Below are 18,984 nucleotides of genomic sequence, written 5' to 3'. Positions count from 1 at the left end.
CGGATAAGCGTTACGTCTTATCCGGCCTGTGATTTATCCTTTAATTTTCGGGTCCAGCGCGTCGCGCAGACCATCTCCCAGTAAGTTAAACGCCAGTACCGTCAGGAATATCGCCACCGCCGGGAAAATCGCCACGTGCGGCGCGATCACCATATCAGCGCGGGCTTCATTGAGCATTGCCCCCCACTCCGGGGTCGGCGGCTGCGCACCCAATCCCAGAAATGACAGGCTCGCGGCAGAGATAATCGACGTGCCAATTCGCATGGTAAAAAAGACCACGATCGATGAAACCGTACCCGGCAAGATATGGTTGAAGATGATGGTCGCATCGCTGGCGCCGATACTGCGCGCGGATTCAATAAAGGTCTGCTGCTTTAGCACCAGCGTATTTGCGCGCACCAGCCGCGCGAAGGCCGGAATGGAGAAAATGGCCACGGCAATAATCACGTTTGCAATGCCGCTGCCCAGCACGGCGACCACGGCTATCGCCAGCAAAATGCCCGGAAAGGCGAACAGCACATCGCAGATACGCATAATCAGTCGATCCCACCAGCCTTCGTAGTATCCCGCCAGCAGACCCAGCACGGTGCCAATCGCCGCGCCAATAAATACGGCAAAGACCCCCGCCGCCAGCGAGATTTGCGCCCCCACCAGCACGCGGCTAAAAATATCCCGCCCCAGCGAGTCAACGCCGAACCAGTGCAGCATCGACGGTCCGTCATTCAGACGGTCATAATCGAAGTAATTCTCGGCATCAAATGGCGTTAACCAGCGAGCAAAAATCGCCACCATTATCAGCAGCACGACAAATAACCCCGCTAACATCGCCATGCGCTGGCGACGGAAACGACGCCAGAATTCATGCCACGGCGTGCGTATCTGCTCAGGCTTAACAAGGGGCATCGCATTTAAAATCGCCTGTCGGCGCCAGTTAAAAAATCGCATCCTTACTTGTACCTGATAGCCGGATTAATGGCGGCATAGAGCACATCCACCACTAAGTTAATAAGAATAAACTCCAGAGAAAACAACAGCACCTCGGCCTGAATCACCGGGTAGTCGCGCATTTCGACTGAGTCCACCAACAGCCGCCCAAGCCCTGGCCAGTTAAACACCTTCTCAACCACAATCGAGCCGCCAAGCAAAAAGCCAAACTGTAGCCCCATCATGGTGACCACCGGGATCATCGCATTGCGCAAACCATGTTTTAACACCACCCAGGTTTCACTCACCCCTTTGGCCCGCGCTGTACGCATATAGTCTTCACTGAGCACATCGACAAACGAAGCGCGGGTAAACCGGGCTAACACCGCAGCCACCGCCGCACCCAGGGTAATAGACGGAAGGATATAGTGCCGCCAGGTATCAGCGCCAACGGTGGGCAACCAGCCAAGCTCAACGGAGAATATCTGCATGAGCAGCATGCCAAGCGCAAACGCCGGGAAAGAGATCCCGGTGACGGCGAGCGTCATACTCAATCTGTCCGGCCAACGATTACGCCATACAGCAGCAATGATCCCTGCCGTCATGCCGAATAACACCGCCCACGCCATGCTGGCAATGGTCAGCCATAGCGATGGCATAAAACGACTGGCTATCTCTTCGGAAACCGGGCGACGAGAAACCATTGAGGTTCCAAAATCGCCTTGCAACACGTTAGTAATGTAATGCCAGAACTGAATATGCAGCGGCTGGTCCAGACCCAACTGCTGACGCACCAGTTCGATAACCTCAGCATCAGCCTCCGGTCCGGCAATCAGCCGGGCCGGATCGCCGGGTAGCAGGTGAACAAATAAAAATACCAGCACCGCTACAATCAACAGAGTTGGAATCAACCCCAGCAGGCGCTTGAAAACATAGTTAAGCATCACACTCCCTTCGCCGGCCCCTGTGTGGCGGGGCCGGATGAATAGCTTATTTTAAATCCGCATCATCAAAGCTAAATCCGGTATCCGGCATGATCCAGAACCCGGTCAATCTGGTGTTGTGCGCCGAAATCAGTTGTTCCACAACCAGTGGGATCCACGGCGACTCTTTCCAGATAATATCCTGCGCATCCTTGTACAGCTTCGCTTTCTGGGCCAGATCGTTGGTTTGCAACGCTGCCGCTAAATCACTGTCCACCTGCTTATTGCTGTAGAACGCCGTATTAAACAGCGTTGGCGGCCAGTTTTGAGATGCAAACAGCGGTGACAGCGCCCAGTCTGCTTCACCCGTAGAGGCAGACCAGCCGGTGTAGAACATGCGTACCCCGCTCTCTTTCTGCGCTTTACCTTCGACTTGCGCCGCGCGCTGACCGGCATCCATCGCCGTCACCTGAGCCTTAACGCCCACCTGAGCCAGTTGCTGCTGGGTAAATTGCAGCACTTTTTGCGCGGTACTATGGTTATGAGAAGACCATAGCGTGGTGGTAAAACCGTTCGGATAACCCGCTTCTTTCAGCAGTTCGCGCGCTTTTGCCGGGTCGTATGGCCATGGCGTATAGCTTTGCGCATAGGCGATCGACGGAGGGAGAACGCCGGTTGCTGGCGTCGCGTAACCGGCAAACGCCACTTTCACCAGCGCCTGACGGTTGATGGCATAATTCAGCGCTTCACGCACCTTCGGGTTATCGAACGGTTTTTGCGTGACGTTCATGCTGATGTAACGCTGCATAATAGACGGACTGGCCACCAGTTCCAGGTTTTTATTCTTCGCCAGTAGCGCCGCCTGTTCGTAAGGGATCGGGAAGGCAAACTGCGCTTCCCCGGTCTGCAGCATTGCCGCACGCGTGTTGTTGTCGGTCACCGGACGCCAGGTAATCGTATCCAGCTTTGGCAGCCCTTGCTGCCAGTAACCCGCGAACTTCTTAACCTTTACAAAATCCGTCTGATTCCAGGTCTCAAGCTGATACGGCCCGGTCCCCACGGGATGGAAACCGATCTCCTTGCCGTATTTCTCCAGCGCGGCGGGAGAGATCATCGCCGTAGCCGGGTGCGCCAGAATATTGATAAATGCAGAGAACGGCTGCTTCAGCGTTATCTTCACCGTCGACGGATCGACGACCTCGGTTTTATCGATATTCTTATACAGGTTGTAGCGTTTCAGATGGTTTTCCGGGTTGCTGGCCCGGTCGAGGTTAGCTTTAACCGCATCGGCGTTGAAGTCGGTGCCGTCCTGAAATTTCACGCCCTGTCGCAGCTTAAGGGTATAAGTCAGGCCATCATCAGAAACCGTATAACTCTCCGCCAGCACATTTTTCAGCTTCATCTCTTTATCAAGGCCAAACAGCCCCTGGTAAAACGACTTCGCTACCGCCTGCGACAACGTGTCGTTTGCGTCGTAGGGATCGAGGGTGGTGAAATTGGATCCTACCGCCACTACTACATCTTTGGCGGCCCAGCCAGGTGTGGCGGCCAGCGCAGAGGCTACTCCCACAGCAACCAGCCATTTTCGAGCAACAATTTTTGTCATGTTATTCTCCTTAAACCCTGCCTGCCTGTTATAAACGCGAAAGCGCATTTTCTGGTTGCGGACGCGCAACATAATGCCCCGGACCAACTAGCTGTAGTGAAACGGGGGAAATCTCTTCACCGCGTTTGCGGATATTACTGGGGATATCATCCGACAGCAGCACGCGCTGGGGCCGGTGATGTGAGGGATCGGCGACCGGGACTGCCGCCATCAGTTTGCGGGTGTACGGATGCTGCGGATTTTCAAACACCGCGCGTCGGGTGCCGATCTCGACGATTTGCCCAAGATACATCACCGCCACCCGATGACTGATCCGCTCCACCACCGCCATATCGTGGGAAATAAACAGGTACGCAATCCCCATTTCTCGTTGGAGGTCGAGCAACAGGTTGATAATTTGCCCGCGAATTGAGACATCCAGCGCCGAGACTGACTCATCGGCAATAATCACCTTGGGATTGAGCGCCAGCGCCCGGGCAATACAGATCCGCTGACGCTGACCACCGGAAAACTCATGCGGATAGCGCCAGGCATGCTCAGGGAGCAATCCTACGCGTTCCAGCAGCCATGCAACCCGTTTTGCCGCCGCATCGCCTTGCAGTAGCCCATGCACCCGCAGCGGTTCTAAAATGGAATATCCCACGGTCTGACGCGGATCGAGCGAAGCATAGGGGTCCTGGAAGATAAATTGAATATCCCGACGCAGCGGCTGTAGCTTACTGGCGGCCAGGGTATCGATACGCTGTCCGTTGAAAACAATCTCCCCGCGTTGAGACTCTACCAGACGTAGCAGCGCCCGACCGGTGGTGGATTTCCCGCAGCCTGACTCCCCCACCAGCGAGAGCGTCTCTCCGGGCCACAGGTCAAAGCTAACGTTTTCCACCGCATGCACCTCGCGGGTCACCCGATTAAGAATGCCGCTGCGCAGCGGAAAACGCGTCACCAGATTACGTACCTGCAAAATAGGCTCGCCTTCAACCACGGTATCCTGTTCAGTCTGTGGTTCTACATGGCTGGGATCGTGTAACGAAATGAGTGGAAACCGGCGCGGATACGCTTGTCCGGTCATCGCCCCAAGCTGCGGCACGGCTGCCAGCAGCGCTTTGGTGTAAGGATGCTGGGGAGCGTGAAAAATCTGCTCAACGCTGCCGGTTTCTACCGCCTCGCCCTGATACATCACCAGCACGCGATCGGCAATATCCGCTACGACGCCCATATCGTGGGTAATAAAGATCACTCCCATCGACATATCCTGCTGCAACACTTTTATCAGTTGCAGGATCTGTGCCTGAATAGTGACATCCAGCGCGGTAGTCGGTTCATCGGCAATTAAAACCGCAGGGCGACACGATAGCGCCATGGCGATCATTACCCGCTGGCGCATGCCGCCAGAAAGCTGGTGCGGATAGCGCGATAAAATAGCCTTCGCCTCGGGGATACGCACCTGGTCGAGCGTCCGTTTCGCTTCCACCATCGCCTCTTCGTGGCTGGCCCCCTGATGCAAACGGATTGACTCAGCAATCTGCTCACCCACGGTAAATACCGGATTAAGCGATGTCATGGGCTCCTGGAAGATCATGGCGATATCTGCGCCACGCACGTGACGCATCCGCGACGCGCTCTGTTCACCCAGCTCAATAACCTGTCGGTTACGGCGTCGAAGGAGCATTTCATCGCAGCTCACCTCGCCGCCTGACTGTTCAATCAAACGCATCAGCGACAAGGCTGTTACCGACTTTCCTGAACCGGATTCGCCCACTATCGCCAGCGTTTCACCACGCTTCAGGCGAAATGACAGATTACGCACCGCACTGATGCGCTGCTGCTCCTGCTCAAAGACAATGTTCAGGTTGCTGACTGCCAGCACGTCGCTGGCGTCAAGCTCATCACTGTGTGGCAACGGTATCTCCTTTTTCCCGATAAATACCGGTGGTTGGCGTATCGCCTGCATATCCCCAGGCACGGTACATGCCTTCGCTGTTAAACGGCAAGGCGACGTTGCCCTCGTGATCGACGGCAATTAAACCGCCGCTACCGCCGAGCGCCGGTAATTTTTCCATTACTACGCGTTCGCACGCCTCCGATAAACTCAGGCCGCCATAGTCCATCAACGCCGCAATGTCATAGGCCGCCAGCGCACGAATAAAGACTTCACCGGTTCCGGTGCAGGAAACGGCCACACTTGCGTTATTGGCATAGCAGCCAGCGCCGACCAGCGGACTGTCACCTACCCGACCCGGTAATTTGTTGGTCATCCCGCCGGTCGATGTTGCCGCCGCCAGATTGCCAAACATATCCAGCGCGACCGCACCCACAGTACCCATTTTGTTGTTTTCATCCAGCGGGGTCGCGCTATGATCCAGCACCGTTTCACCCGCCGATTGCGCTGCCAGCAGTTGAGCGTAGCGTTCTGGCGTCGAGAAAATATCCGCCGAAACGCGCTCCATACCCTGCGCAATGGCAAAGTTTTCAGCCCCTTCACCTATCATCATGACGTGGGGGCTGTGCTCCATCACCAGGCGAGCCGCGAGAATTGGATTGCGCAGATGGCTAACCCCGGCGACGGCTCCCGCGTTTAGCGTATTACCGTCCATCACACAGGCGTCCAGTTCATGGGTTTCATCACGGGTATACACCGCGCCAATTCCGGCATTAAACAACGGACACTCTTCCAACAAACGCACGGCTTCGGTGACCACATCCAGTGCGCTACGACCGTCTTCAAGCATCCGTTGGCCGGTTTCAACGATATCCGACAGCGCTTGTATATAACGCAATTCTTGCTCCTGGCTCAGTAACGCGCGGGTGATAGCCCCTGCGCCGCCGTGAATTGCAATGACTGCTTTACCCATTTTATTCGTCCATTAGGTGGCGGGTACCGGGGGGTTATAAATATCAGAATTTCGGTGACTTATTGATTCGATTTTTGAATATAGAAAGATGCAGACGTCATGTAAAGGTAAAGGCCCGCACCTCACACCCCGTCCCATCAGGTCATTCAGATGTGTTTAACGGAAAGGTCATCTCTCGACATTGTTGCTAAATCATTCAAGCCGATCGGTAATCTGTTTTTTTGCATAAAACACAAAGCGTTCTACAGACGGCATACACGCTGCCCAGTTATGTTTGGTTAACCCCAGATATTCCGCACGCGCCGCTTGCAGCAAATCAGCATGCTCAGCGGGTAATTGCGGCAGAAGCCAGGATGCGGCCTCATCTTTAGCGACAATATTACCCGTAACCACGCTATACCAGATACGTGCCAGAGCAAGGATGATATTACGCTCATCCCCCTCTAAATCAGCCGGTTTCTGCCACATCTCAAGGATATGCCGAAATGTTTGCAATACATCGCTAAACGGAATGACGTTAAATAACGTCTCAGCCGGTTCACCGAACAGCGGTACGCTGGCGCGCCGGGCCTGGGTCAGCAGAATAGAAAGATCAGGATCCACCATTGCCGGTTCAAACACGCCAGCGCGAATATCATCACGCAACCATTCGCCAAACTGCATTTCTCTCGCCGGAGGGAATCGCCACGGCACGATCTGCGAGTGCAGAACCACGGTCACTTCCAGCGCACGATATGGCCCGGAGGTGCCGGGAGGCGCTGAAATGGTCAGCAAATCCTGCATCAGTTTTTTTCTTTGTCGGGCATTTATGGGTTCACGCAGGGTGACCAATAAATCAATGTCGCTTTGGGGTTTTAAGCCGCCTTCAACCGCAGAGCCATACAAATGAAGAGCAATGAGATTCCCCTCGAAAATCTGACGGATGCACGCACTGGCGGCCTCCACCTGTCGTCGAATTGCGTCTGGAATAATATTAGCCATTTAGCCCCCAGGGAAAAAAGAGCGGAAATATTGAGTCTATACTGCATTCTTCTTGCTGCGCTATCCCTGACACAAAACCTTTACCAGATCTGATTCTAAGCCTGAGGTAGCATACTGCCCGCGTCCATTTTCTGACATAATGAGCAGATTCGATTTTGCCCCGCAGGAGTCTTCTCATGGAATTTACCGCCGGACTGATGCCGCTTGAAACGGCTCTCTCTCAGATGCTTTCGCGTATTACCCCGCTCACCGCCGTCGAAACGCTGCCGCTGGTTCAATGCTTTGGCCGCATTCTGGCCACCGACGTTGTCTCCCCCATTGATGTACCGGGATTCGATAACTCAGCAATGGATGGCTATGCGGTACGATTAGCCGATTTACAATCTGATCAGCCGCTTGCGGTGGCGGGTAAAGCCTTTGCCGGTCAGCCTTTCCATGGCGAGTGGCCTGCGGGAACCTGCATCCGTATTATGACCGGCGCCCCGGTGCCTGCTGGTTGTGAAGCGGTGGTGATGCAGGAGCAAACGGAACAAACTGACGACGGGGTGCGTTTTACCGCCGAAGTCCGCCGCGGGCAAAATATTCGTCTGCGCGGTGAAGATATTGCAAACGGCGCGGTGGTGTTTCCCGCCGGGACTCGCCTGACAACCGGCGAGCTTCCCGTTCTGGCTTCGCTCGGTGTTGCCGATGCTCCCGTAGTGCGCAAAGTCCGCGTGGCGCTGTTCTCCACCGGTGATGAACTGCAGTTGCCAGGTCAGCCGCTGGGAGACGGGCAGATTTATGACACTAACCGTCTGACCGTTCACCTGATGCTGCAACAGTTGGGCTGCGAAGTGATCAACCTGGGGATTATTCGCGACGATCCCAACGCGCTTCGTGCCGCGTTTATCGAAGCCGACAGCCAGGCCGATGTCGTCATCAGTTCCGGCGGCGTTTCAGTAGGCGAAGCGGATTACACTAAAACTATTCTGGAAGAGCTGGGAGAAATTGCCTTCTGGAAGCTGGCTATCAAACCGGGCAAACCGTTCGCGTTTGGCAAACTGAGCAACAGCTGGTTTTGCGGTCTGCCGGGTAATCCAGTGTCTGCGGCCCTCACCTTCTATCAACTGGTACAACCGCTCCTGGCGAAACTCAGCGGCAACACCGCCTGTGGACTGCCGCCTCGCCAGCGCGTGCGCACCGCCTCACGCCTGAAGAAAACACCTGGCCGTCTGGATTTTCAGCGCGGCGTATTGCAGCGTACCGCTGAAGGCGAACTGGAAGTCACCACTACCGGGCACCAGGGCTCGCATATTTTTAGCTCTTTTAGCCAGGGTAACTGTTTTATCGTGCTGGAGCGCGATCGCGGTAACGTCGAAGCCGGCGAATGGGTTGAGGTCGAGCCGTTTAACGCACTGTTTGGAGGCCTGTAATGGCAGAACTCAGCGACCAGGAGATGATGCGCTATAACCGGCAAATCATTCTGCGCGGCTTCGATTTCGAAGGTCAGGAAGCGCTCAAGGAGGCGCGGGTACTGGTCGTTGGTGTGGGGGGACTGGGATGCGCAGCAACTCAGTACCTTGCAGGCGCTGGCGTCGGGCATTTAACCTTGCTCGACTTTGACACGGTCTCCGTGTCGAACCTCCAGCGCCAGACGCTGCACAGCGATGCGACCGTTGGACAGCCAAAAGTGCTATCCGCCCGCGACGCACTGGCGCGGATTAACCCTTATATCGCCATTACGCCGGTGAATGCCCTGCTGGACGAGAGCGAGATTCACACGCTTATTACTGAACACGATTTGGTGCTGGACTGTACGGATAATGTCAGCATCCGCAATCAGTTGAATGCCGGATGCTTCGCCGCCAGGATTCCGCTGGTTTCTGGTGCGGCAATTCGCATGGAAGGACAAATTACCGTATTTACCTACCAGGAAGGAGAGCCCTGCTACCGTTGCCTGAGCCGTCTGTTCGGTGAAAACGCCCTGACCTGCGTAGAGGCCGGAGTGATGGCCCCGCTGATCGGCGTGATCGGCTCGTTACAGGCGATGGAAGCCATTAAGCTACTGGCTAACTACGGTAAACCAGCTTCAGGAAAAATCGTCATGTACGACGCCATGACCTGCCAGTTTCGCGAAATGAAGCTGATGCGCAATCCCACCTGTGAGGTCTGCGGGAGTTAGCAGAGAAATCGTCGGCACCACACTATTGCCAGAGAGCGATGCTAACGCCTCCAATCAGGCCTACAACAGCGCATTGTGTAGGCCGGATAAGGTGTCAGCCGCCATCCGGCAAAACAGACTTACAGAGAAGTGCGTCCAAATGCGCTCTGCCAGTCGTGCTCGAACTTCGCTACGGCGGCATCCACGGCCGGAGAGCTAATCATCTGCTGAGCGACATCCAGCGGCAGCGTGATGGACTCGCAACCTGCCAGCAGGCAATCCAGCGCCTGACGCGGCGTTTTAAAACTGGCGGCCAGTACTTTGGCGTGCGGGGCATGCATTTTCAGTAAGGTCTGCAGATCGGTCACCGTCTGAATGCCGTCCCCCCCCTGCGCATCCACACGGTTAACGTATGGCGCAACGTATTCGGCCCCCGCAAGCGCAGCTAATAGCCCTTGAGCAGCGCCGTATACCGCGGTACCCAACGTCGGGATCCCTTCTTCTTTCAGCAATTTAATGGCCGTCAGACCTTCTGCCGTGACCGGCACTTTGACCACGATATCCGCAATGATTGCCCGCAGCTTACGCGCATCGCTGACCATGCCTTCGGCGGTGGTCGCCATTACCTGAGCAAACAGGCGTCCTTGCCCTCCCATCGCTTCCTGCAGTTGCGGCAGTAACACGTCCAGCGTCTGCTTACCTGCCGCCACAATGCTTGGGTTAGTGGTCACCCCTGCCAGCGGAAAAACCCGCGCCAGAGCTTTTACCGCGTCAACGTCAGACGTATCTAAATAGAGTTCCATAACCTTTCCTCAAACGAATAATTAGCATGAATAAAAGGTAGCACGGCGAAACCTCACGGTTAGTTGACGTACGTCAATATAACTTTCATTCGAAAGTAATTTAATCTTTATACGAAAGACGAGAGGCCGCTTATGATTTTCAATATCCAGCGCTATTCCACACATGATGGTCCCGGTATCCGTACTGTGGTGTTCCTTAAGGGATGCTCACTGGGCTGTCGGTGGTGCCAGAATCCGGAAAGCCGCGCCCGCACGCAGGATCTGCTCTATGACGCACGTTTGTGCCTCGACGGTTGCGATCTCTGTGCTCAGGCCGCACCGAAGGTGATTGAACGCGCGCTGAGCGGATTGCTGATTCATCGCGAAAAACTGACCGATGATGCGCTCACGGCGCTGACCCACTGCTGTCCAACCCAGGCGCTGACCGTCTGCGGAGAGGAAAAAAGCGTGGACGACATCATGGCGACCGTAGTGCGTGATAAACCGTTTTACGATCGCAGCGGCGGGGGTCTCACCCTGTCTGGCGGTGAACCCTTTATGCAGCCAGAACTGGCGGCAGCGCTGCTCAAAGCCAGCCACGATGCAGGTATTCATACAGCGGTTGAAACCTGTCTGCATGTCCCGTGGAAGTATATTGAACCGTCATTACCTGACGTCGACCTGTTCCTGGCCGATTTAAAACATGTCGCCGACGCGCCGTTTAAACAGTGGACCGATGGCAGCGCCTCTCGCGTACTGGAAAATCTGAAAAAACTGGCCGCCGCCGGTAAAAAAATGGTTATCCGCGTCCCCCTGATTCAGGGGTTCAACGCTGACGAAGCCGCTATTCAGGCCATTACCGATTTTGCTGCCGACGAGCTTCACGTCGATGAGATCCATTTTTTGCCCTACCACACGTTGGGCATCAACAAATACCACTTACTCAGTCAACCCTACAACGCACCGGATAAACCGCTTGATGCGCCTGCGCTGCTCGAATTTGCCCAGCAGTACGCCAGCCTGAAAGGTTTAACCGCGACCCTACGAGGATAATCGCCATGACCACTCTGAAACTGGACACACTCAGCGACCGTATCAAAGCGCATAAAACGGCCCTGATCCACATCGTGAAGCCGCCGGTTTGTACCGAGCGCGCCCAGCACTATACCGAGATGTATCAACAGCATCTGGATAAACCTATCCCGGTTCGCCGCGCGCTGGCGCTGGCCCATCATCTGGCGGAACGCACCATCTGGATCAAGCATGACGAACTGATCATTGGTAACCAGGCAAGCGAAGTGCGTGCCGCACCAATCTTCCCGGAATATACCGTGTCGTGGATTGAAAAAGAGATCGATGACCTCGCCGACAGGCCGGGCGCGGGCTTTGCGGTAAGCGAAGAGAACAAACGCGTGTTGCACGAGGTGTGTCCATGGTGGCGTGGTCAGACCGTGCAGGATCGCTGCTACGGGATGTTTACTGACGAGCAGAAAGGGTTGCTGGAAACCGGCATTATCAAAGCCGAAGGTAACATGACCTCCGGTGATGCACACCTGGCGGTAAACTTCCCGCTGTTGCTGGAAAAAGGTCTCGACGGCCTGCGCCACAAAGTTGATGAACGTCGTTCCCGCATCAATCTGACATGTCTGGAAGACCTTCATGGCGATCAGTTTCTGAAAGCGATTGATATCGTGCTGGAGGCCGTCAGTCTGCACATTGAGCGCTTTGCCGCGCTGGCACGTAAAATGGCGGCCACGGAAACTCGCGCCAGTCGTCGTGATGAACTGCTGACCATGGCGGACAACTGCGATGTTATCGCCCATGAGCCGCCAAAAACGTTCTGGCAAGCGCTACAGTTGTGCTATTTCATCCAGTTGATCCTGCAAATTGAATCAAATGGTCACTCAGTGTCGTTTGGTCGCATGGATCAGTACCTCTATCCGTTCTACCGTCGTGACGTAGAACTGAACCAGAGCCTCGATCGTGAGCACGCCATTGAGCTGCTGCACAGCTGCTGGCTGAAACTGCTGGAAGTGAACAAAATCCGCTCCGGCTCCCATTCGAAAGCCTCGGCGGGTAGCCCGCTGTATCAGAACGTGACCATTGGTGGCCAAAACCTGGTTAACGGTCAGGCAATGGATGCCGTCAATCCGCTCTCCTACGCTATTCTGGAATCCTGCGGTCGCCTGCGTTCTACTCAGCCAAACCTGAGCGTGCGTTATCATGCAGGGATGAGTAATGATTTCCTGGATGCCTGTGTACAGGTGATCCGCTGCGGCTTCGGGATGCCTGCCTTTAATAACGACGAAATCGTCATACCTGAATTCATTAAGCTTGGCATTGAACCGCAGGACGCCTATGACTATGCGGCCATTGGTTGCATCGAAACCGCTGTTGGCGGCAAATGGGGCTACCGCTGTACCGGTATGAGCTTTATTAACTTTGCCCGCGTGATGCTGGCAGCGCTGGAAGGTGGTCGCGATGCCACCAGCGGTAAAGTATTTCTGCCACAGGAAAAAGCGCTCTCGGCTGGTAACTTCAACAATTTCGACGAAGTGATGGATGCCTGGGATGCGCAGATTCGCTACTACACGCGTAAATCTATCGAAATTGAGTATGTCGTCGACACCATGCTGGAAGAGAACGTACACGATATTCTGTGCTCTGCGCTGGTAGATGACTGTATTGAACGCGCGAAAAGCATTAAACAAGGCGGCGCGAAATACGACTGGGTATCGGGTTTGCAGGTGGGTATTGCCAACCTCGGCAACAGCCTGGCTGCGGTGAAGAAACTGGTCTTTGAACAAGGCGCTATCGGTCAGCAACAGCTGGCCGCCGCGCTGGCCGACGATTTTGACGGTCTGAGCCACGAACAATTACGCCAGCGGCTGATCAACGGCGCACCGAAATACGGCAACGATGACGATAGCGTTGATACGCTGCTGGCCCGCGCTTATCAGACCTATATCAATGAGTTGAAACAGTATCATAATCCACGTTACGGACGTGGCCCGGTTGGCGGCAATTACTACGCGGGTACCTCGTCTATCTCCGCAAACGTACCGTTTGGCGCGGCAACGATGGCCACGCCGGATGGTCGTAAAGCGCACACTCCGCTGGCAGAAGGCGCAAGCCCGGCTTCCGGAACGGACCATCTCGGCCCAACAGCGGTAATTGGCTCGGTGGGTAAACTGCCGACCGGTTCAATCCTCGGCGGCGTGTTGTTAAACCAGAAGCTGAACCCGGCCACGCTGGAGAATGAATCCGATAAGCAAAAGCTGATGATCCTGCTGCGTACCTTCTTTGAAGAGCACAAAGGCTGGCATATTCAGTACAACATTGTCTCCCGTGAAACGCTGCTGGAAGCCAAAAAGCACCCGGATCAGTATCGTGACCTGGTGGTCCGTGTAGCAGGTTATTCGGCCTTCTTCACCGCGCTGTCTCCAGATGCGCAGGACGATATCATCGCACGTACTGAACATATGCTGTAATCCCCCTTACCCGGCGGCATTTCGCTTGCCGGGTATTCTTCTTTCGAATGAAATAAATTTGTGCTTTAGCTCACATTGTTATTAAAATGTTTCTGGTCGCAGTTATGAGCCAGGAGCAAGTATGACCATCAAAGTTATCGTCACCGATATGGACGGAACTTTTCTCGACGACGCCAAAAAATACGATCATGCACGTTTTATGGCGCAGTATCAGGAACTGAAAAAACGAGATATTGAATTTGTCGTGGCCAGCGGCAATCAGTATTACCAACTGATCTCCTTTTTCCCGGAACTCAAAAATGAGATCTCTTTTGTTGCCGAGAACGGGGCGTTAGTCTTTGAACATGGCAAACAGCTGTTTCACGGTGAGCTGACCCGCCACGAATCCCGCATTGTCATTGGCGAACTGCTCAAAAATACGCATCTCAACTTTGTGGCTTGTGGCCTGCAAAGCGCCTACGTTAGCGAAAATGCCCCCGAGTCCTTTGTCGCATTGATGTCAAAACACTACCATCGCCTGAAACCCGTGAAGGATTATCAGGACATCGATGATGTGCTGTTCAAGTTCTCGCTGAATTTACCGGACCAACAAATCCCATTAGTGATCGATCACCTTCATTCTGCCCTTGACGGTATAATGAAGCCCGTCACCAGCGGCTTTGGGTTTATCGACCTGATCATTCCAGGTTTGCATAAAGCCAACGGAATCAGCCGTCTGCTAAAGCGCTGGAACCTGTCCCCGCAAAACGTGGTCGCCATTGGCGATAGCGGCAACGACGCAGAAATGCTGAAAATGGCGCGCTACTCTTTCGCCATGGCCAATGCGGCAGAGAGTATCAAATCGATTGCCCGCTATCAGACCGACGACAATAACCATCAGGGCGCGCTGAACGTGATTCAGGCGGTGCTGGATAACACTTCCCCTTTTAATTGCTAATCCTGCCCAACCGGGGTATCCCCTTGCCCCGGTTTCCACGCTTTTTCATGTTTCTCACACCATCAAATTTTAAACTTGCGTTAACTAAATTTTAACTTATATTATCACCTGTAAGTTAAATTAGTTTCGAATGAAAGTTAATGCGAGGTGGATATGGCTTTTACTTTTACCAGCGACACGTTGCCCACCGATCACAAAGCGGCAATCCGGCAGATGAAAAAGCAATTGCGTGAACAGCTTGGAGATGTTCAGTTGATTTTCAATCAGTTGAGCGAGGCCATTGCCAATCGCGTGGCGGAAATCAACGACCTCAAAGCGCAAGGCTCTCCGGTATGGCCTGTGTTGTCCTATGCGGATATCAAGGCGGGTCGCGTGAGTACTGAGCAGCGTGAAGAAATTAAGCGTCGCGGATGCGCGGTCATTAAAGGCCATTTCTCTCGCGAACAAGCCCTCGATTGGGATAGGTCAATGCTGGACTATCTGGACCGCAACCATTTTGACGACGTTTACCAAGGACCGGGCGATAATTTCTTTGGTACCCTGAGCGCATCGCGGCCTGAAATCTACCCCATCTACTGGTCCCAGGCGCAGATGCAGGCCCGTCAGAGTGAAGAAATGGCAAATGCGCAGTCATTTCTCAACCGTCTTTGGACATTTGCAGGCGAAGGTAAGCAATGGTTTAACCCGGATGTCAGCGTTATCTACCCCGACCGCATACGCCGTCGTCCACCGGGAACGACGTCCAAAGGGCTGGGCGCGCATACGGATTCCGGCGCGCTGGAACGCTGGCTTCTACCGGCATATCAGCAGGTCTTTGCTAATGTTTTCAATGGTAAGCTGGAAGATTACGACCCGTGGCAGGCCGCGCATCGCACTGAAGTAGAAGAGTACACGGTGGATAACACCACCAAATGTTCAGTATTCCGTACCTTCCAGGGCTGGACTGCACTCTCTGATATGCTGCCAGGTCAGGGGTTGTTGCACGTGGTCCCTATCCCTGAAGCAATGGCCTGGGTACTGTTACGCCCATTGCTTGACGATGTGCCGGAAGATGAACTTTGCGGCGTAGCGCCCGGCAGAGTTCTGCCGATTTCTGCGCAATGGCATCCGCTGCTGATTGAAGCGTTAACCAGCATTCCGCAACTGGACGCCGGAGACTCCGTCTGGTGGCATTGCGATGTGATCCACTCCGTCGCGCCGGTAGAAAATCAGCAGGGTTGGGGCAACGTGATGTACATCCCTGCCGCACCGATGTGCGAAAAGAATCTGGCCTACGCCCATAAAGTGAAGGCCGCGCTGGAAAAAGGCGTATCGCCGGGTGATTTCCCACGCGAGGATTATGAAACTCACTGGGAAGGACGCTTCACGCTGGATGATTTGAATATCCATGGCAAGCGTGCGCTGGGGATTATTTAATTTGTAACTTACACAAGTTTCCCTAAGTATTTCGCGTTACAGGAAGGCGGCCAGCCTGTAAATCCCCGCAAGCTTACACAAGTAAGTGACCGGGGTGTACAGGTGCAGCCAACACACCTGTAACACGAAAGACGACGGGAAAATTATTCGACGCCCTTGCTACGCAGGTAATCTTCGTAGTTACCGGTGAAGTCGATTACGCGTTCCGGCGTAATTTCAATCACGCGGGTTGCCAATGAACTGACGAACTCACGGTCGTGAGAAACGAAGATCAGCGTGCCCTGGTACATTTCCAGCGCCATATTCAGCGACTCGATAGATTCCATATCCAGGTGGTTGGTCGGTTCATCCATTACCAGGATATTCGGCTTCTGCATCATCAGCTTACCGAACAGCATGCGTCCTTTTTCACCACCGGACAGCACTTTAGCAGGTTTCTTGATATCGTCCTGGCTGAACAGCAAGCGACCAAGGAAGCTACGTACTACCTGCTCATCGTCGCCTTCCTGTTTCCACTGACTCATCCACTCGAAGACCGTCAAATCGTTTTCGAATTCGTACTCATGATCCTGAGCGTAGTAACCAACCTGGGCGTTTTCAGACCATTTCACGGTACCGTTATCCGGCTGTAATTCGCCGACCAGCGTTTTCAGCATGGTTGATTTACCCACGCCGTTGGCACCAAGAATGGCAATTTTCTCGCCAACTTCCAGCAGCAGGTTAAAGTTTTTAAACAACGGACCTTCATCAAAACCTTTCGTCAGCGCTTCCACTTCAAGCGCGTTACGGAACAGTTTCTTATCCTGTTCGAAGCGGATGAACGGATTCTGACGGCTGGACGCCTTCACTTCGTCAAGCTTGATCTTATCAATCTGACGCGCACGAGAAGTCGCCTGACGAGATTTAGATGCGTTGGCGCTAAAGCGGCTGACGAAGGATTGCAGATCGGCAATCTGCGCTTTCTTCTTGGCGTTATCGGCCAGCAGACGTTCACGCGCCTGGGTTGCCGCCGTCATATATTCGTCGTAGTTACCCGGATAAACACGCAGTTCGCCGTAGTCCAGATCCGCCATGTGCGTACAGACCATGTTCAGGAAGTGACGGTCGTGCGAAATGATGATCATGGTGCTGTCACGCTCGTTCAGCGTCTGCTCCAGCCAGCGGATGGTGTCGATATCCAGGTTGTTCGTTGGTTCGTCGAGCAGCAGAATGTCGGGGTTAGAGAACAGCGCCTGTGCCAGAAGCACACGCAGCTTCCAGCCGGGGGCGACTTCGCTCATCGGGCCGTAATGCTGTTCTACCGGAATACCTACGCCCAGCAGCAGTTCACCCGCACGCGCTTCCGCAGAGTAGCCGTCCATTTCGCCATACTGAACTTCAAGGTCAGCAACTTTATAGCCGTCTTCTTCGCTCATTTCGGCCAGGGCGTAAATGCGATCGCGCTCCTGCTTTACTTCCCACAGTTCACCGTGACCCATGATCACGGTGTCAAGCACGGTGAACTCTTCAAAGGCGAACTGATCCTGACGCAGCTTACCAATACGCTCGTTCGGATCGAGGGAAACGTTGCCCAGCGTCGGTTCGAGGTCGCCGCCGAGAATTTTCATAAAAGTGGATTTACCGCTACCGTTCGCGCCAATCAGGCCGTAACGGTTGCCGCCGCCAAATTTGACGGAAATATTTTCAAACAGCGGCTTACTGCCGAACTGCATGGTGACGTTGCTGGAAACTAACACTGGCGTATCCTGAAAGAGAAAGAAATATGTGACGAACCGCTTATTATGCCATAAGTCTGCAATAAGATCGCGCCTTGATGCTGAAGGGATAAAGTGAAAGCAAAAGGAAAAAAATGTGATTTAGTACACATCCGAATTCCTTGTTGCTCAGATTGCACATATAATGCGTGCCCAACACTACATAAATCTCAACCCACTAGCCTGCCTGGCACTGAATCTCGCATACATGAACATGAATATGAAATTAACAACGCTTTTCGCGGCGGCACTCGCAATAGTTGGTTTTTGTAACACCGCTTCTGCCGTCACGTACCCGCTGCCTACCGATGGCAGCCGTTTGATCGGCCAAAACCAGGTCATCACTATTCCTGAAGGCAACACCCAACCGCTGGAGTATTTTGCGGCGGAGTATCAGATGGGTCTGTCTAATATGCTGGAAGCCAACCCGGGCGTGGATACCTTCCTGCCGAAGGGCGGCACCGTCCTGAACATACCTCAGCAATTGATCCTGCCGGATACCGTGCATGAAGGTATTGTTATTAACAGCGCTGAAATGCGTCTGTACTACTACCCGAAAGGCACCAACACCGTTATTGTTCTGCCGATCGGTATTGGTCAGTTGGGCAAAGACACGCCAATCAACTGGACCACCAAAGTAGAACGTAAAAAAGCGGGCCCAACCTGGACGCCAACGGCAAAAATGCATGCGGAATACCGCGCTGCGGGCGAACCGCTGCCAGCCGTTGTTCCGGCAGGTCCGGATAACCCGATGGGCCTGTACGCGCTGTATATCGGTCGCCTGTACGCCATCCACGGCACCAATGCTAACTTCGGCGTCGGCTTACGCGTAAGCCACGGTTGCGTGCGTCTGCGTAACGACGACATCAAATTCCTGTTTGAAAATGTGCCGGTCGGCACCCGCGTACAGTTTATCGATGAGCCGGTAAAAGCCACGACTGAACCAGACGGCAGCCGTTACATCGAGGTACACAACCCACTGTCCACCACTGAAGCACAGTTCGAAGGCGGGGAAATCGTACCGATTACGCTGAACAAGAGCATTACCAGCATCACCGGTCAGTCTGACGTCGATCAGGCCGTCGTTGAGCAGGCGGTACAGAACCGTTCAGGTATGCCGGTTCGTCTGAACTAAGCATCAAAACTGTCCTTTCGCCTTATCGGGCCTACTTAACCTG

At 54.1% G+C, this 18,984-nt stretch carries 15 protein-coding genes; 7 read left to right on the top strand and 8 right to left on the bottom strand.

Features of this window, described 5'->3' with window-relative positions:
• Positions 1-33 precede the first annotated feature (33 nt).
• From gsiD to OGV75_RS12635, 6 genes are all read right to left on the bottom strand, one after another.
• Entirely contained in the window at positions 34-945 is a 912-nt protein-coding gene (gene gsiD, locus OGV75_RS12660; protein ID WP_016156084.1) for a glutathione ABC transporter permease GsiD, read from the bottom strand.
• A 2-nt stretch (positions 946-947) separates the two neighbouring features.
• Positions 948-1,868, bottom strand: coding sequence for a glutathione ABC transporter permease GsiC (gsiC, locus tag OGV75_RS12655; protein WP_016152391.1), 921 nt, complete (start codon positions 1,866-1,868; stop codon positions 948-950).
• 46 nt (positions 1,869-1,914) lie between these two features.
• A complete protein-coding gene (gene gsiB / locus OGV75_RS12650) occupies positions 1,915-3,453 on the bottom strand; it encodes a glutathione ABC transporter substrate-binding protein GsiB (protein ID WP_115190782.1) in 1,539 nt (512 codons plus the stop codon).
• Positions 3,454-3,481: 28 nt separating this feature from the next.
• Complete coding sequence (gene gsiA, locus OGV75_RS12645; protein WP_286480727.1) at positions 3,482-5,353, bottom strand: glutathione ABC transporter ATP-binding protein GsiA; 1,872 nt, start codon at positions 5,351-5,353, stop codon at positions 3,482-3,484.
• Positions 5,340-6,305, bottom strand: coding sequence for a beta-aspartyl-peptidase (iaaA, locus tag OGV75_RS12640; RefSeq protein WP_016156081.1), 966 nt, complete (start codon positions 6,303-6,305; stop codon positions 5,340-5,342). Before iaaA ends, gsiA begins: the two co-directional genes overlap by 14 nt.
• 192 nt (positions 6,306-6,497) lie before the next feature.
• Positions 6,498-7,286, bottom strand: coding sequence for an aminoglycoside adenylyltransferase family protein (locus tag OGV75_RS12635; protein ID WP_094168569.1), 789 nt, complete (start codon positions 7,284-7,286; stop codon positions 6,498-6,500).
• A gap of 176 nt (positions 7,287-7,462) precedes the next feature.
• Between OGV75_RS12635 and moeA the strand changes: the two genes are divergently transcribed.
• On the top strand, positions 7,463-8,698 hold the full coding sequence (gene moeA / locus OGV75_RS12630; protein WP_115190784.1) for a molybdopterin molybdotransferase MoeA: 1,236 nt from the start codon (positions 7,463-7,465) through the stop codon (positions 8,696-8,698).
• Complete coding sequence (gene moeB / locus OGV75_RS12625; protein ID WP_016152385.1) at positions 8,698-9,447, top strand: molybdopterin-synthase adenylyltransferase MoeB; 750 nt, start codon at positions 8,698-8,700, stop codon at positions 9,445-9,447. The genes moeA and moeB overlap by 1 nt, the downstream gene beginning before the upstream one ends.
• Before the next feature lie 119 nt (positions 9,448-9,566).
• Here moeB and fsa read toward each other — a convergent pair whose 3' ends face one another.
• A complete protein-coding gene (fsa, locus tag OGV75_RS12620; protein ID WP_019076360.1) occupies positions 9,567-10,229 on the bottom strand; it encodes a fructose-6-phosphate aldolase in 663 nt (220 codons plus the stop codon).
• 132 nt (positions 10,230-10,361) lie between these two features.
• Between fsa and OGV75_RS12615 the strand changes: the two genes are divergently transcribed.
• From OGV75_RS12615 to OGV75_RS12600, 4 genes are all read left to right on the top strand, one after another.
• Entirely contained in the window at positions 10,362-11,261 is a 900-nt protein-coding gene (locus OGV75_RS12615; protein ID WP_016152383.1) for a glycyl-radical enzyme activating protein, read from the top strand.
• A gap of 5 nt (positions 11,262-11,266) precedes the next feature.
• Entirely contained in the window at positions 11,267-13,699 is a 2,433-nt protein-coding gene (locus OGV75_RS12610) for a glycyl radical protein (protein WP_053388805.1), read from the top strand.
• Positions 13,700-13,820: 121 nt separating this feature from the next.
• The gene (locus OGV75_RS12605; protein WP_286480726.1) at positions 13,821-14,636 is read left to right on the top strand and encodes a Cof-type HAD-IIB family hydrolase; all 816 of its coding nucleotides are present in this window, start codon (positions 13,821-13,823) and stop codon (positions 14,634-14,636) included.
• 153 nt (positions 14,637-14,789) lie between these two features.
• Positions 14,790-16,052, top strand: coding sequence for a DUF1479 domain-containing protein (locus tag OGV75_RS12600; protein WP_131352007.1), 1,263 nt, complete (start codon positions 14,790-14,792; stop codon positions 16,050-16,052).
• A gap of 143 nt (positions 16,053-16,195) precedes the next feature.
• On the opposite strand, the gene OGV75_RS12595 is transcribed toward OGV75_RS12600, so the two are convergent.
• Positions 16,196-17,788: an ABC-F family ATPase gene (locus OGV75_RS12595; RefSeq protein WP_016156073.1), complete on the bottom strand. Its 1,593-nt coding sequence runs from the start codon at positions 17,786-17,788 to the stop codon at positions 16,196-16,198.
• A gap of 232 nt (positions 17,789-18,020) precedes the next feature.
• Between OGV75_RS12595 and ldtB the strand changes: the two genes are divergently transcribed.
• The gene (gene ldtB / locus OGV75_RS12590) at positions 18,021-18,941 is read left to right on the top strand and encodes a L,D-transpeptidase (RefSeq protein ID WP_003035268.1); all 921 of its coding nucleotides are present in this window, start codon (positions 18,021-18,023) and stop codon (positions 18,939-18,941) included.
• Positions 18,942-18,984: the final 43 nt, after the last annotated feature.

The organism is Citrobacter sp. Cb028 (genome assembly GCF_030336705.1).
Taxonomy (GTDB): domain Bacteria; phylum Pseudomonadota; class Gammaproteobacteria; order Enterobacterales; family Enterobacteriaceae; genus Citrobacter; species Citrobacter braakii.
The sequence above is the reverse complement of the archived record's forward strand: the minus strand, read 5'-3'. Positions and strand labels throughout refer to the sequence as shown.